This is a genomic window from Pseudomonas solani (genome assembly GCF_026072635.1).
GTDB lineage: Bacteria > Pseudomonadota > Gammaproteobacteria > Pseudomonadales > Pseudomonadaceae > Metapseudomonas > Metapseudomonas solani.
In genome coordinates this window covers 77,593-91,912 of sequence record NZ_AP023081.1, presented here as the reverse complement: position 1 = coordinate 91,912, position 14,320 = coordinate 77,593, and the positions used below count along the sequence as shown (strand labels likewise).

General features: G+C 63.3%; 10 protein-coding genes and 2 pseudogenes. 8 read left to right on the top strand and 4 right to left on the bottom strand.

Annotation, left to right across the window (positions count from 1 at the left end; translation table 11 throughout):
• Positions 1-19: 19 nt before the first annotated feature.
• The 3 genes from PSm6_RS00480 to PSm6_RS00470 all read right to left on the bottom strand — a co-directional run bounded on the left by PSm6_RS00480 (position 20) and on the right by PSm6_RS00470 (position 3,193).
• Positions 20-397: a hypothetical protein gene (locus PSm6_RS00480; RefSeq protein WP_265169258.1), complete on the bottom strand. Its 378-nt coding sequence runs from the start codon at positions 395-397 to the stop codon at positions 20-22.
• A 242-nt stretch (positions 398-639) separates the two neighbouring features.
• Complete coding sequence (locus tag PSm6_RS00475; protein WP_265169257.1) at positions 640-1,527, bottom strand: LAPAL motif-containing putative phage structural protein; 888 nt, start codon at positions 1,525-1,527, stop codon at positions 640-642.
• A gap of 859 nt (positions 1,528-2,386) precedes the next feature.
• Complete coding sequence (locus PSm6_RS00470; protein ID WP_265169256.1) at positions 2,387-3,193, bottom strand: XRE family transcriptional regulator; 807 nt, start codon at positions 3,191-3,193, stop codon at positions 2,387-2,389.
• 101 nt (positions 3,194-3,294) lie between these two features.
• Between PSm6_RS00470 and PSm6_RS00465 the strand changes: the two genes are divergently transcribed.
• Positions 3,295-4,131, top strand: a complete 837-nt coding sequence (locus tag PSm6_RS00465) for a helix-turn-helix domain-containing protein (RefSeq protein WP_265169255.1) — start codon at positions 3,295-3,297, stop codon at positions 4,129-4,131.
• A gap of 15 nt (positions 4,132-4,146) precedes the next feature.
• Here PSm6_RS00465 and PSm6_RS00460 read toward each other — a convergent pair whose 3' ends face one another.
• Positions 4,147-4,566: a hypothetical protein gene (locus PSm6_RS00460; protein ID WP_043242990.1), complete on the bottom strand. Its 420-nt coding sequence runs from the start codon at positions 4,564-4,566 to the stop codon at positions 4,147-4,149.
• A gap of 251 nt (positions 4,567-4,817) precedes the next feature.
• Here PSm6_RS00460 and PSm6_RS00455 point away from each other — a divergent pair, with 251 nt between their 5' ends.
• From PSm6_RS00455 to PSm6_RS00425, 7 genes and pseudogenes are all read left to right on the top strand, one after another.
• On the top strand, positions 4,818-6,149 hold the full coding sequence (locus PSm6_RS00455; RefSeq protein WP_265169254.1) for an MFS transporter: 1,332 nt from the start codon (positions 4,818-4,820) through the stop codon (positions 6,147-6,149).
• Between the two features lie 240 nt (positions 6,150-6,389).
• Positions 6,390-7,847, top strand: a pseudogene (locus PSm6_RS00450) (aldehyde dehydrogenase family protein); the annotation flags it as partial.
• Positions 7,848-7,955: 108 nt separating this feature from the next.
• Complete coding sequence (locus PSm6_RS00445; RefSeq protein WP_265170483.1) at positions 7,956-9,554, top strand: BCCT family transporter; 1,599 nt, start codon at positions 7,956-7,958, stop codon at positions 9,552-9,554.
• Between the two features lie 122 nt (positions 9,555-9,676).
• Positions 9,677-10,798, top strand: a complete 1,122-nt coding sequence (locus tag PSm6_RS00440) for an aromatic ring-hydroxylating oxygenase subunit alpha (protein WP_043243035.1) — start codon at positions 9,677-9,679, stop codon at positions 10,796-10,798.
• 57 nt (positions 10,799-10,855) lie between these two features.
• Positions 10,856-11,827 carry a PDR/VanB family oxidoreductase gene (locus tag PSm6_RS00435; RefSeq protein WP_265169253.1) on the top strand — a complete coding sequence of 324 codons (972 nt, stop codon included), beginning with the start codon at positions 10,856-10,858 and terminating at the stop codon, positions 11,825-11,827.
• Positions 11,828-11,914: 87 nt separating this feature from the next.
• Positions 11,915-13,278, top strand: a pseudogene (locus tag PSm6_RS00430) (amino acid permease).
• Positions 13,275-14,102, top strand: a complete 828-nt coding sequence (locus PSm6_RS00425; protein WP_021219986.1) for a phytanoyl-CoA dioxygenase family protein — start codon at positions 13,275-13,277, stop codon at positions 14,100-14,102. Before PSm6_RS00430 ends, PSm6_RS00425 begins: the two are co-directional and overlap by 4 nt.
• Positions 14,103-14,320 lie beyond the last annotated feature (218 nt).

Sequence of the window (14,320 nt, the reverse complement as noted above, 5' to 3'; positions counted from 1 at the left end):
CTCAGCGCTTAGGTTTTCACTAATCAGTAATAAGCTCCTGGCCATTATAGTCCTGGTTTGCAGTTGCAAGTTTCAGCATTGTCTGTTCATATTTTTTGCTAATTCCAGCTTTTATTTCCTTGGATATATTTTTGTCCTTGAGGATTCTCTTCTGATGCTTAAGGTCTCTAAGTAGTCGAGCCTTATATCGCGTTAGCTCTTCGGGCTCGTCCATTGATGCGAAAATTCTAGCCGCTAAATAGCCAATTACAGGAACGGTCAGGCTTGCTACTCCAGCCCAATATTGAGCTTGGTCGGCAGGAATCCACTGCAAGCAACTTGCTGTAGCAAGTGTTCCGAGTCCTGCAGTAATCGTTGCTTGTAGGCCCTGAGGTGCGACTTTTTGACTATCAGCCATTAGGCGTCACCTCGTATGCTCTCAAGTTGGTCAACTACATATCCAGAAGTTTTTATACGCTGGGTGCTTATAACCGCACCGCCTTGCTTTCTCACGATAACTATCTCGGCATCGGAGATGTAGCGATTTATTAAATATCTCGTTGTTGTGCGGGAAATCTTGAAGAATACAGGTGCTAATATAATTAGAGATACATAAAAGAGTGCCTCTACAAATGCGGTATCTACACTCATAAGAGTACCTCAAACAAGTCTTCGGCTTTTGTCGGCAAAATGCTTAGTTACTTCGAGTATGGTGTAATTAAATGTGGATCTGGTTGTTCTATACACAGCCCTGGTTTCCAGAGTGATTTCGAATAAGTCCTCTTTGGAGAAGGTCTGTTGATTTTGGTTGACTTTGTCCATGAATTTTTCATCAGCTAGGGTTACTGCATGCTCAGTGCCGTCTGCCAACTTTATACGCCAGCCGTTATTGGACTCGAAGTTTACCTGAACAAAATACGCAGTTTTGGTATCTTTGCTGATCTCTTCTTTTTCAAGTGATCTCGGAGGCAGTGGTAAGTAGTTGGTAGCAATTTCCTGCTCGATCTCTAGGACTGAGTGCTCTTGCGCATCTAAAATTTTGAATTTACCGCCTTTCCGTCCGGCGATCGGGGCTTGAACTACGTTGTGTAGTGCGTCGCGAACTTTCTTATCTACCGCCAATTTTGCTACATATTTGTTGCATTTAATAACTTCGCCATCAACCTCGATTGTAGCGAAGTCAGAGTCGGTGTCGATTGTTATATTTGATACTCGGCGGTTTCTAAGTTTTCTCACTACCTCAACCAGAGAACCGCCGACTATCGCTGTACCGGTAGTGGCAAACCCGATATAGCTTAAGACCTCTAGAGCTTGTGGGGAGGTGGCGAGTAGTAGATAGTCAGTTATTACTGATCCTTCTTTTGCTGGGGCAGTTACTTTTAGTTTTATCTCTGCGCCGTTATTCATAAGTGCATTGGCCTCGGAGACTATGTCATAAACACCCTGAATGGACCGGCTCAGTGTGGTGGCGTCTATTTCATGGTTCTTATAGTCGCCTGAGTCGGCGTCGTACGAAATGGAAAATTTTTCCTTGGCAGATTCAGCCATAATTAATCCCCAAAAATCCTAAAAGATGAATCGCTATGTTTTAAGGATGAATGACAAGTATTTTTACCCGTGATCATTCTCAGCATCTTCAGCTATCTGGTTTTCTAAAAATATTTTCTCGCAGTGGTACGTTAAGGTCGCGGGTTTTCCAATCTAGGCAGCTAATAACGTCGGTGAATGCATGGGCAATCCGCCGTGCCATGGCTGAGGTAAGCCATCCCTAAGGCTACGGCTGGACATCATGTCAGTTCCCTCTGAGTCCAGTGTGTACACATTAAGGTGAATGACTAAGGCCGGCAACTTTTCTAGCTGCTCTTAGAGGTACAGGTCTGCTGCTACGTTCAAGACCCCACACCGCCCCGTTGAGCGCCCAAGATATTGCCGAATTAGTCAGCAACCTGACGCCCTCTATCGGGGGGATAGCATTTCGAACAAGGCCCTAGAGCGGGTGCGTTGAGGACGTCACGAGCCAAAGTCGCTATGGCTGCGCTGTGATGAATATGCAGGGCATAGTCGATTGGCACCGTTTGGTTGTTCCCCAACTGCTGAGACGGCTCATGCCATAGCGAATGTTCATTCAACTGCGCGTCTTAGATGAATTTACCTTCGGTTGGGACGGTGCCCTTACGCAAGTTCTTCGGTAGCTGGATGGTGTGAAGCGTTAGCTCATCAGCAACAAACTGCCGAAATACGGTTGGAGCGCATGTGCGTCATTCAATTTCTGCTGCCCTCCGCGCGCTTATGAGTTTACTGGACGAACGGTGTCGGGCTTTTGGTATGTGCAGAGCAGGGACGGGGCGCAGGTGTGGTTTATGGTTTTTTCATGTAGTGGGAATGTTCTGAAAAACAATCTAGCTACTTATAACCTTCTAATCCCCAACCCCACCAACACCCGCCCACGCACTTCCACATCCGCCATCGGCACCGTGCGCGGGTTGTGGGTCGGGTTGTCCGCAATGAGTTCGAGCTGGTCTTGCCCCGCCAATTGCAGACGGCGGATGAACAGGTGGCCGGCCCAGTTGATGAGGTAGAGGCCATCCCCATTGAAGGCGCTCACGCCGCAGTCGACGATGACGGCGTCGCGGTCGTTGAGGGTGTCGGCCATGCTGTTGTCCCAGAGGATGACAATGGCCAACTGCTCTGCATTCGAGTACGCCGCGGCCCTTTCCTGCAGGAAGGCTTCGTTGAGCGTCAGGCTGCTAATGGTTTCACTGTAATCAACCGGCCTCGGAGCGCTGGAGGGCAACTGATCGAAGTTGTAGTAGGGGACTGAAATCTCTTTGCAGCCAACAGCGTCGTTTTGCTGGCTGGTGGCGCCTCTCAACTCTTCCAGCACGGCTTGAATGGCGTCTACCGTGATGGGCGTTTCGAGCTTGCTGAATCTGGCCTGCGCAGTGGTTATCCAGGTCTGGATATTCACCGAAGCGCTGTCTCTGCGTGGCGGGGCGCCTGTGCCGGTCAGCAACCAGTCGATGGTGGTGTCGTACTTCCTGGCAATGGCGATGAGGTTGTCATTGCGCAGGTTTTCGGTGTTGCCGCTGTACCACCTCCGTACCGCTTCGTACGAGAGGCCACACGCGTCAGCAATATCCCTTTTTATCCGCCGTATATCGATATCCGGCTTCCGTGCCTGCACGAGTACGTCTAAACGGTCGGTAATTTTCATGCGGCGCAATCTACAAGAGCGCACAGCAATCAAGATTGTGTTTATTTCACAACTATGATTGTATTTTTGGCTTCCTGTGTATTGAGAGGGAGCTCGATTGTATGAGTGTGCATCTCGCTGAATGGGCCCACGAAATAACAGCTGTCCTGGCCCAACCCCCAGGCCAACCCCAACTGCAGGCCCTGACCCACTGGCTGCAACGTATCGCCCCGGTCGATCACTTCGCGCTGTTCCTCTATGAAGGCAGCCACGCGCCCCTGCCGCTGTTCCACACCTTTTCCGCCGAGCTGCGCGCCACCTTCGTGAATGACTACCGCAGCGGCGTGCACATACTCGATCCGTTCTTCCTCGGCTGCCTGTTCGGCGAGCCGGACGGGCTCTACAGCATGCGCGCCCTGTCGCCGGACAGCTTCCGCTGCAACCACTACTTCCAGGCCTATTACCACCGCCTGGGGCTGAGCGAGGAGCTGGGCTACTTCACCACGCCGGCCTTGCATTGCCGGGCGGTGCTGTCGTTGATGCGCGGGGAGGGCGGGACGGCGTTCACGGAGGAGGAGATGTGCCTGCTGCGGACTGCGCAACCGGTGGTGGCGCAGGTGGTGCACCTGGCCTGGGAGGCGCGTGGCGAGCCGGCGGCGGATGCCGTGCTGCCCACCACCCATGTGCGCACGGTGTTCAGCAGTTTCGGCGAGGAGTTGCTGACGCGGCGCGAGCACAAGATCGCCCAGCTGTTGCTGCAGGGTTATTCCAGCCAGCAGATTGCCGACCAACTGCGCATCACCCGCGGCACGGTGAAGGTCCACCGGCGCAACCTGTACGACAAGCTGGAGATCGGCAGCCAGGCGGAGTTCTTCGGGCTGTTCGTGCGTGAGCTGATGGGGGCGGGGATGTTCAGCCGGCCGCAGCGTTCGGGGATGAAGGCCCGGCCAAGCCTGTGAGGCGGATGGGCCGGACTACTTCAGGCTCCTGCCTTCGCCCGTGTCGTAATCATCCAGAGCAGCAACGCAGATGTAGTTCGCCATCCTTGAGGGGGCTGAGCGCCCGGTGTCGATGTAGTCCTCTCTGTACAGGTACTCGCCTTTCATGTCGGTGGTGACGAGGATGCCTCGGTCGGCCACGCAGTGTTCCTTGGCCACGTACCAGATGAGCTGCTCCTTCTTCTGGCTTGCAGGATCTACCAGGCGGCCTTTGACGTATACGACCGCGTCGAGGTTGCGGGTCATCCTGTATCCGAGCGAGCCTCTTTTCACTTGCCACGTCTTGTCGTCGGAGGCTCGGTCATCGGGAGTGGCGATCGTCACCCATTCATCTTCAGCTGCTGCCTGGAATGCGCTGATGGCCAGCAATACGGCAATGGCGATGGGGGCTCTCAAGGTCGGTTCCTCCGCTTGCGTGTCTATCCGTGATGGTTGGCGTGCCGCTCGACGGCCCGGGATTTATAAAGCGAAAGCGAGGCGCTGAGAAGAGTGCTGTCCACCTGTGCGCCGACCGCTTGCGAGCCCGCCAGCGCCAACGCCTATATCCGCGCCGGCCCCTCTCTACCGCCCGCGCCATAGCGCCGTTTTTCTTCCCGTTGCTAGCGTGGCCTTGCCCATTCCGGGCATCGCTTCGGGGAGAAGCCTTTATGCCAAGGTCCGTGCGTATCGCCGATATCATCGACGACAGCCCCCTTTCCTGGTTGCAGGTGCGGGTGCTGCTTCTGTGTTTCCTCATCATGCTGCTGGATGGTTTCGACACCGCCGTGATCGGCTACGTGGCGCCGGAGCTGATCACCCAGTGGGGCATCGACCGCAGCGAGCTGGCGCCGGCCTTCGGGGCCGGGCTGTTCGGGATGATGGTGGGAGCCATGGCCTGCGGGCCGCTGGCGGATCGCTTCGGGCGCAAGCGGGTGCTGCTGGGCGGCATCCTGGTGTTCGCCCTGGGCACGCTGATGGCGGCGCTCGCCACCTGGATGGGGGAGCTGGTGGTGCTGCGCTTCGTCACCGGCATCGGCCTGGGCGGGGTGCTGCCCAACTGCATCACCTTGTCGTCGGAGTACGCGCCCAAGCGGCGCCGCGTGCTGCTGGCCACGCTGAGCTATTCGGGCTTCGTGCTCGGCCTGGCCATGGGCGGCAGCGTGGCGGCCTGGCTGATGCCGAGCCTGGGCTGGCAGGGCATGCTCGCCCTCGGTGGCCTGGCGCCGCTGGTGCTGCTGCCGGTGCTGATGCGCTGGCTGCCGGAATCGCTGTACTTCCTGGTGGGCCGCAAGCGCCACCGCAAGGCGCTGTTGCGCCTTGTCACCGCCATCGGTGGCAAGGCCAGCTGGCGTGGCGCGATCCTGCTGGGTGACCTGCCCGAGCAGCCGCGCTCGCCGCTGTCCACCCTGTTCGAGGGCGCCCGGGCGCTGCGCACGCTGATGCTCTGGCTGACCTTCTTCTGCGGGCTATTCGTCTTCTACCTGCTGACCAACTGGCTGCCCACCATCCTCCGCTCCAGCGGTTATGGCGTGAGCGAGGCCGCCACCATCGCCTCGATGATCCCCTTGGGCGGGGTGCTCGGCAGCATCGTCATGGCGCTGCTGCTGGACAAGCTCGGGCCCCGGCGCGTGCTGCCGGTGCAGGCCGCCTTCGCCGCCGTCGCCCTGGCGCTGATCGGCACCCAGCTGGGCAGCGGCTCGCCATTGCTGGCGATGGTGTTCATCGCCGGCTTCGGCCTCAGCGGCTTGCTGGCCAACCTCAGCATCGTCGCCGCCACCCTGTATCCCATCCATGCGCGGGCCACGGGGGTGAGCTGGGCGCTTTCGGCGGGGCGCGCCGGTTCCATCGTCGGTTCCATGCTCGGTGCCTGGCTGTTCGCGGTGGCGGGCAGCCTGGATGGTTTCTTCCTGTGGATCGCCACGCCCATGCTGCTGGCCAGTCTGGCGCTCACTGTGATGGGCCTGCGCCGGGTCGAGCACCTGGCCGTGGCCGAGGGCTAGTTCCCGGGCGGTCGGCGTGTGCTTGTTGGCGCCGACCGCTTTTTTCCATTACCGGTGCGAGTTCGCCCACTGCGCCGCCAGCGCAAATCTACCCCCTGCCGGTTAAGTCGCCCGCCAGCGGCTTGCTAGCGTGGCTTCTGGTGCGTTGCCACCCGCCGAGGCGGGGTGGTGGCGTGCCATAGGGGGGCCGGGCGGCTGCCAGCTACCGGGCCCAGGCTGGTAATGCGTGAAGGAATCACCATGACTGCAGCAACGCTGTACATCGATGGCTGCTGGGTCGCGCCGACCCATCGCAACCGCTTCAGCAGCATCAACCCTGCTACCGAGATGAAGATCCAGCTCCTGGCGGCCGCCAGCCCCAAGGAGGTGGACAAGGCGGTGACCGCCGCGCGCTGCGCCTTCGAAGGCGAGTGGGGGCGTACCCGGGGCAGCGAGCGGGCCGCCTTCCTGGAGGCGATGGCCAATGACCTGGAGCACCGTACCGAGGAGCTGGCGCTGCTGGAGGTGCTCGACAACGGCAAGCCGCTGGCCGAGGCCGAGCGCGATGTGGCCGATGCCATCGCCTGCTTCCGCTACTACGCCGGGCTGGCCCGCGAGCTGGACGAGCGCCAGGACCAGCCGCTGGAACTGGACGACCCACGCTTCAGCTGCCGCCTGCGCCACGAGCCGGTGGGCGTGGCCGGGCTGATCACCCCCTGGAACTTCCCCCTGCTGATGGCCGCCTGGAAGGTCGCCCCGGCCCTGGCGGCGGGCGCCACCTGCGTGCTCAAGCCCTCGGAGTTCACCTCGCTCACCGCCCTGGAGCTGGGCCACACCGCCCATGCGGTGGGCCTGCCGCCGGGCGTGTTGAACATAGTGCCGGGCCTGGGCGGCGAGGCGGGGCAAGCCCTGGCCCTGCACCCGGAGGTGGACAAGCTGGCCTTCTCCGGCCGGCCGGTCACCGGCGCCAAGCTCATGGGCGGCGCGGCGGCGGACATCAAGCGGCTGACGCTGGAGCTGGGCGGCAAATCCTCCCTCATCGTCTTCGATGACGCCGACCTCGACGCCGCCGTGGAGTGGGCGCTGTACGGCATCTTCTGGAACCAGGGCCAGGTCAGCAGCGCCACCTCGCGCCTGCTGGTGCAGGAAGGCATCGCCGACCGCTTGCTGGAGCGGCTGGTGGAGGCGACCCGGGATATCTGCATCGGCCCGGGCACCGAGCCGGGTGTGCAGATGGGCCCGCTGGTCAGCGCCTCACGCTACAGCCAGGTGATGGACATCATCGCCCAGGGCAAGCAGGACGCGCGCCTGCTCACCGGTGGCCGGCGCCCGCCAGGGTTGCTGTCGGGCTATTTCATCGAGCCCACCATCTTCGACGAGCCCCACACGGGCAGCCCGCTCTGGCGCCACGAACTGTTCGGGCCGGTGCTCAGCGTCAAGCGCTTCAAGACCGACGAGCAGGCGCTGGAGATGGCCAACGACAGCCTCTACGGCCTCGCCGCCGCAGTGATGAGCAGCGACCTCGACCGCGCCGACCGCATCGCCGGGCAACTGCGGGTGGGCGTGGTCTGGGTCAACTGCTCGCAACCCACCTTCGTCCAGGCGCCCTGGGGCGGCACCCGCCTCAGCGGGCTCGGCCGCGAGCTGGGCACCTGGGGGCTCGACAACTACCTGGAGGTGAAACAGGTCACGCAGTACCAGGCCGACGCGCCCTGGGGTGGTACCAACGCTAGCGCGCCGGCCCGGTGCCGCCCAGGCCGCACCGCCCCTTGCCAGAGAACAACAACCTGTGCGTCGAGTTCGGCTCGACACAACCGGGAGGCATGCATGACCGAGAACACCCGCAAGGATTTCTTTCTCACCAGCGCGAGCCTGATCGTCGTCTCCATCACCGTGGCCGGGCTGGCGCTTTTCCCGCTGGAGTCCGAGGCCTTCGCCAACCGCCTCTTCGAGTCATCCACCCGCACCTTCGGCACCCTGGTGCAGTTGTTCGTCTTCGCGTGCGGGGTGGCGGTGCTCTACCTGGCCTTCAGCAAGTACGGGCACATCCGCCTGGGCGCCGGCCGCCCGGAGTTCGGCAACACCACCTGGGTATTCATGTTCATCTGCGCGGGGCTGGGCTCCTCGACCCTCTACTGGGGCGTGATGGAGTGGGCCTACTACTACCAGACGCCGGGCCTGAACCTGACGCCCGGTTCCACGCAGGCGCTGGAGCACAGCGTCAGCTTCACCTTCTTCCACTGGGGCATCAGCGCCTGGGCGGTGTATGCGCTGTCATCCCTGGCGCTGGCCTACCACTTCCACGTGCGCAAGCGCAGCGGCCTGGGGCTGGCGTCCATCGTCGAGGCGGTGACCGGCTTCCGCGCCCAGGGGCCGGTGGGCCGGCTGGTGGACCTGGTGTTCCTGCTCACCATGTTCGGCGCCCTGACCGTGCCGCTCGCGGTCACCGCCGCCACGCTGACGCGGGGCCTGGCCAGCCTCACCGGCATCCCCGACACCTTCATCACCCAGGTGCTGGTCATCGGCCTGGTGGCGTTGGTGTTCTCCCTCAGCTCCTACGTCGGTATCGATGGCGGCATGCAGCGCCTGGCGCAGATGGTGGGCTTCGGCGTACTGGGCTTCGCCTGCCTGTTGCTGGTGATGGGGCCCACGCGCTTCATCCTCGACAACACCGCCAACGCCTTCGGCATCACCCTGCAGAACTTCGTGCGCATGAGCCTGTTCACCGACCCGGCGGGCGAGGGCGCCTTCACCCGCAACTGGACGGTGTTCTATTGGCTCTGGTGGGTGTCCTACGCGCCGGGGGTGGCGATGTTCGTCACCCGCGTTTCCCGTGGGCGCACGGTGCGCGAGGTGATCGCCGCGCTGGTGCTCGGCGGCACCGCCGGCTGCTGGTTCTTCTTCGGCGTGCTGGGCAGCTACAGCGTCCACCAGTTCGTCATTGGTGCCATCGATGTGCCGGGCATCCTCGCCAGCCAGGGCGGCGAGGCGGCGGTGGAGCGGCTGCTCAATGCGCTGCCCCTGGGCAAGCTGTTCCTCGCGGCTTACCTGTTCCTCATGGCGGTGTTCTGTGCCTCGCACATGGACGCCGTCGCCTACGCCGTGGCCGCCACCAGCACCCGCAACCTGCGCGAGGGGCAGGACCCGGCGCCCATGCACCGGCTGTTCTGGTGCGTGATGCTGACGCTGATCCCGCTGGCGATGCTCTTCGCCAAGGCCTCCCTGCCCACCATGAAGACGGCGGTGGTGCTCACCGCCATTCCCTTCACGCTGATCCTGCTGGTGATGATCTGGGGGCTGTTCCGCTGGCTGCTGGAGGATTACGGCCAGGTGCCGGCCCAGCGCATTGCCGAGGAATCCCGTCGCCTGGCGCAAGCCGGTGACGACAAGGCCGGCGAGGCCGCCGCCATCGCCCCTGCACCCTGATCAACGCCATGACCCGAATCGGGGGCGGGCCTGGTTTGCTGCATTCCCCCGATCGCAATACCCACGAGAAGCTGCATACGCCCGGGCCGCGCCCGGCCATGCGCCACAGAGGAGTACCGATGATGAACAGCATCCAGAGACTGCCTGCCGACTTCTGCGCCGACCCCGAGGTCGCCCACACCCTGCCCGCCAGCTACTACACGCACCAGGCGGTCTTCGAGTACGAGAAGGAGGCCATCCTCGCCCGCAGCTGGGTCTGCGTGGGGCACCGCAGCGAGTTGGCCGAGAACAACGCCTACGTCACTCGCGAGCTGATAGGCGAGAGCATCATCATCGTGCGCGGGCGGGACGCGGTGCTGCGCGCCTTCTACAACGTCTGCCCCCATCGCGGGCACCAGTTGCTGCAGGGCAGCGGCATGGCGAAGAACGTCATCACCTGCCCGTACCACGCCTGGGCCTTCCGCCTCGACGGCGAGCTGGCCCATGCGCGCAACTGCGCCGACGTGGAGGCGTTCGACAAAACCGCCTCCAGCCTGGTGCCGTTGCGGGTGCAGGAGCATGCCGGCTTCATCTTCATCAACATGGACATGGATGCAGCCCCGGTGGAGGAGCAGCTGCCCGGCTTCGAAGCCGCCCTGCGCGATGCCTGCCCGGTGATCGACGAGTTGCACCTGGCCGCCCGCTTCATCACCGAGACGGAGGCCAACTGGAAATCCATCGTCGACAACTACATGGAGTGCTACCACTGCGGCCCGGCGCATCCGGGCTTCTCCGACTCGGTGGACGTCAACCGCTACACCCACAGCCTGCACGGCAACTGGACGCTGCAATACGGCGTGGCCAAGCCCTCGGAGCAGTCCTTCACGTTCGACGAATCAGTGCAGGACCCATCCTTCGCCGGCTTCTGGGCCTGGCCCTGCACCATGTTCAACGTGCCGCCGGGTGCGGACTTCATGACGGTGATCTACGAGTTGCCGGTGAGTGCCGAAATCACCCGGCAGCAGTACGAGATCTACTTCCTCAACAAGGAGCTCACCGCCGCACAGCGAGCGCTGATCGAGTGGTACCGCGACGTGTTCCGCCCGGAAGACCTGCGCCTGGTGGAGAGCGTGCAAAAGGGGCTGCGCTCCCGGGGCTACCGGGGGCAGGGGCGGATCATGACCGACCGCCAGCGCAGCGGGGAGAGCGAGCACGGCATCGCCCACTTCCACAACCTGATCGCCCAGGCGCACCAGGGGCGTTGATGGCGTGCGGCGCCGGCCCGGTGTGGCGGCGCCGCCTCTACTGGCAGGAGGTGGCAGATGGCTCAGGATCTGGAGCGGATGGACGTGCGGGTGACCGATATCACCAGCATCACCCCGTTGGTGAAGCGCTTCACCCTCGCCCGTGACGATGGCAGGCCGCTGCCGGCCTTCACTGGCGGCAGCCACATCAACGTGCACATGGAAGGCGAGGCGGGGCAGCGCTACAGCAATGCCTATTCCCTGTTGGGTGCCCCGGCCGAGCTCCAGCACTACCGCATCGGCGTGCAGCTGGAAGTGCAGGGCAACGGCGGCTCGGCCTTCATGCACCAGCGGGTGCAGGTTGGCAGCCGGTTGTGGATCAGCCCGCCCAACAACCTGTTCGCCCTGCACGCGGAAGCGGACAGGCACCTGTTGATCGCCGGCGGCATCGGCATCACCCCCTTTCTCGCTCACCTGCACGAACTGCACGCCCGGGTCGCCGATTACGAGTTGCACTACGCCTTCCGCAATACCGAACGCGGTGCCTTTCTCGACGAGCTGGCCGAGGCCCGCCACGGCGGGCGCGTGCACCTCTACCCCGGTCACGAAGGCAAGCGCCTGGACCTGCCCGCGCTGGTGGCGCAGTTGCAGGCGCGCGATCACCTCTACGTCTGCGGCCCGCCGGCATTGATCGATGCCACCCTGGCCACCGCCCGTGCCGCCGGCATCGCCGAGGCACGCCTGCACTGGGAGCGCTTCAGCGCAGCCCCTCAAGTCGGCCATGCCTTCACCCTGGTGCTGGCCAAGTCGGGCCGCGAGCTGCACGTGGAGGCGGGCACCAGCATCCTTACCACCATCCAGCGAGCCCGCGCCGCCCCTGTGGAAAGCCTCTGCCGCGCCGGCATCTGCGGCAGTTGCGAAACCCGCATCCTCGAAGGCGAGGCCCTGCACCTCGACCAGTACCTCAGCGACGACGAAAAAGCCGCCCAGCGCACACTGATGCTGTGCGTCTCACGGGCCCTGGGCGAGCGCCTGGTGCTGGATCTTTAACGCCGCTTCTGGCGATAACAACAAGAGAGACGACGCAATGGAACTACCTACCTTGCGCCGGGGCTCAACGCCCGGCATATCCGCTTCATGGCCCTGGGTTCTGCCATCGGCACCGGGCTGTTCTACGGCTCGGCGGCGGCCATCCAGCGCGCAGGGCCCTCGGTGCTGCTGGCCTACCTCATCGCCGGCGCGGCGGTGTACCTGATGATGCGCGCCCTGGGCGAGATGGCGGTGCGCACGCCGGTGGCCGGCTCCTTCGGCCACTACGCCAGCCGCTACCTGGGGCGCTATTGGGGCTTTCTCACCGGCTGGACCTACGCCTTCTCGATGTTGATGGTGTGCCTCGCCGACGTGACCGCCTTCGGCATCTACATGGGCCTGTGGTTTCCGGATACGCCGCGCTGGCTCTGGGTGCTGGGCATCGTCCTGGTCATCGCCGCCATCAACCTGTGCAGCGTGCGGGTGTTCGGCGAACTGGAGTTCTGGCTCTCGCTGCTCAAGGTGGTGGCCATCGTGGCGATGATCCTCGCCGGACTGGCGGTGCTGGTCGCCGGCATCCCGCTGGGCGGCGCCGAAAGCGTGGCGGGCTTCGCCAACCTCTGGGCCCATGGCGGCTTCTTCCCCAATGGGCTGGAGGGGATGGTGGCGTCCTTCACCATCGTCATCTTCGCCTTCGGCGGCATCGAGGTGATCGGCCTCACCGCCGGCGAGGCGCAGAACCCGCAGCGGATGATCCCCAAGGCCATCAACACGGTGCCACTGCGCATCCTGCTGTTCTACGTGCTCACCCTGCTGGTGCTCATGGCCATCTGGCCCTGGTCGCGCATCGGCAGCGAGGGCAGCCCCTTCGTGCAGATCTTCAGCGGGCTGGGCATCGACTCGGCCGCCAGCATCCTCAACCTGGTGGTGATCTCGGCGGCCATCTCCGCCATCAACAGCGACATCTTCAGCACCGGGCGCATGCTCTATGGCATGGCCGGCAACGGCCAGGCGCCGGCCTCTTTCGGCAAGCTCTCGGCCGCCGGCGTGCCCTGGATGACGGTGCTGATGATGACCCTCGCGCTGTTGCTGGGCGTGCTGCTCAACTACCTGCTGCCCAACGAACTGTTCCTGCTGTTCGCCTCCCTGGTGACCTTTTCCGTGGTCTGGGTCTGGTTGATGATCCTGCTCTCCCAGGTCGCCATGCGCCGTGGCCTGGGGCGGGAGGAGGTAGCCGCCCTCGGCTTCCCGGTGCCGTTCTGGCCCTGGGGCAGTACCTCACCATCGCCTTCATGCTGTTCATTTTCGTGGTGCTGGCGTTGTTCCCCGATACCCGCACCGCCCTGTACATCGGTGCCGCCTGGCTGGTGCTGCTCAGCATCGCCTACCGTCTCTGGGGCCGGCCGGGTGACGACGCCCGGCCTGCACCCGCCACGCCGGCACCGCCGCACCGCCAAGGAGAGCCCGCATGACCTCGCATCCCTACGAGTTCGAACTGCCCCGCACGCTGATCGACGACTTCCACCGCGACGGCGCCATCTGCGTGCGCCAGCTGTTCACCCCGGAGGAAGTGGAGCTGCTGCAGCTGGGCATCGAGCGCAACCTCGCCAGCCCCAGCGAGCGCGCCAAGGTCGCCAGCCGCGAGGACGACCCCGGCTGGTTCTTCGAGGACTTCTGCAACTGGCGGGAATTCGACGAGTACCGCCGCTTCATCTTCGAAAGCCGTGTCGGCTCCGTGGCCGCGCAGCTCATGGGCGGCGGCAGCGCGCGTCTCTACCACGACCACCTGCTGGTCAAGGAACCCAACACCCGGCAGCGCACCCCCTGGCACCAGGACCAGCCCTACTACAACGTCGAGGGCCGGCAGAACTGCAGCATGTGGATGCCCGTCGACCCGGTGGCCCGGGACGCCACCCTGGAGTTCGTCGCCGGCTCCCACCTGGGACCCTGGCTCATGCCACGCACCTTCCTCGACAACCAGGCCCGATGGTTCCCCGAAGGCACCCTGGCCGACCTGCCCGATATCGAGGCGGATCGCGCCCGCTGGCCCATCCTCGGCTGGGCGCTGGAGCCGGGCGACGCGGTGTTCTTCCACATGCTCACCCTCCACGCCTCCGGCGGCGTAGGCGGTGAACGCCGGCGCCGCGCCTACTCCCTGCGCTTTCTCGGTGACGACATGGTCCATGCGCCCCGACCCTGGAAAACCTCCCCGGAATTCCCCGGCCTGGCGGACGAACTGCCCGCCGGCGCACCGATGGAGCACCGGTTGTTCCCGCAGCTCTGGCCGAGGGAGTGACGGGGGGAGGGGCGTAGGTTGGGCCGAGGCACGAGGCCCAATGCGCGGGGCTGAGCGTCGCAGCGGGGTAGCCCTGGGGATGTCGGGGCAGCACGAGCAGCGCTCAGTCTGACGGTTGCAGTTGGGTCGCCTGAATGACGCCTTTGTCGGTGCTTGATCGGGCGGTGTTGGTTCGCTTTGATCTTTCTGTAAGTTAGGTATACGTTACATTCAATATA

What these genes read in the sequence shown, in the direction of transcription:
- PSm6_RS00475 (WP_265169257.1), bottom strand. Translation starts at nt 1,527, where the DNA reads ATGGCTGAATCTGCCAAGGAAAAATTTTCCATTTCGTACGACGCCGAC.
- PSm6_RS00435 (WP_265169253.1), top strand. Translation starts at nt 10,856, where the DNA reads ATGGCTCAGGATCTGGAGCGGATGGACGTGCGGGTGACCGATATCACC.
- PSm6_RS00480 (WP_265169258.1), bottom strand. Translation starts at nt 397, where the DNA reads ATGGCTGATAGTCAAAAAGTCGCACCTCAGGGCCTACAAGCAACGATT.
- PSm6_RS00425 (WP_021219986.1), top strand. Translation starts at nt 13,275, where the DNA reads ATGACCTCGCATCCCTACGAGTTCGAACTGCCCCGCACGCTGATCGAC.
- PSm6_RS00455 (WP_265169254.1), top strand. Translation starts at nt 4,818, where the DNA reads ATGCCAAGGTCCGTGCGTATCGCCGATATCATCGACGACAGCCCCCTT.
- PSm6_RS00440 (WP_043243035.1), top strand. Translation starts at nt 9,677, where the DNA reads ATGAACAGCATCCAGAGACTGCCTGCCGACTTCTGCGCCGACCCCGAG.
- PSm6_RS00470 (WP_265169256.1), bottom strand. Translation starts at nt 3,193, where the DNA reads ATGAAAATTACCGACCGTTTAGACGTACTCGTGCAGGCACGGAAGCCG.
- PSm6_RS00445 (WP_265170483.1), top strand. Translation starts at nt 7,956, where the DNA reads ATGACCGAGAACACCCGCAAGGATTTCTTTCTCACCAGCGCGAGCCTG.
- PSm6_RS00465 (WP_265169255.1), top strand. Translation starts at nt 3,295, where the DNA reads ATGAGTGTGCATCTCGCTGAATGGGCCCACGAAATAACAGCTGTCCTG.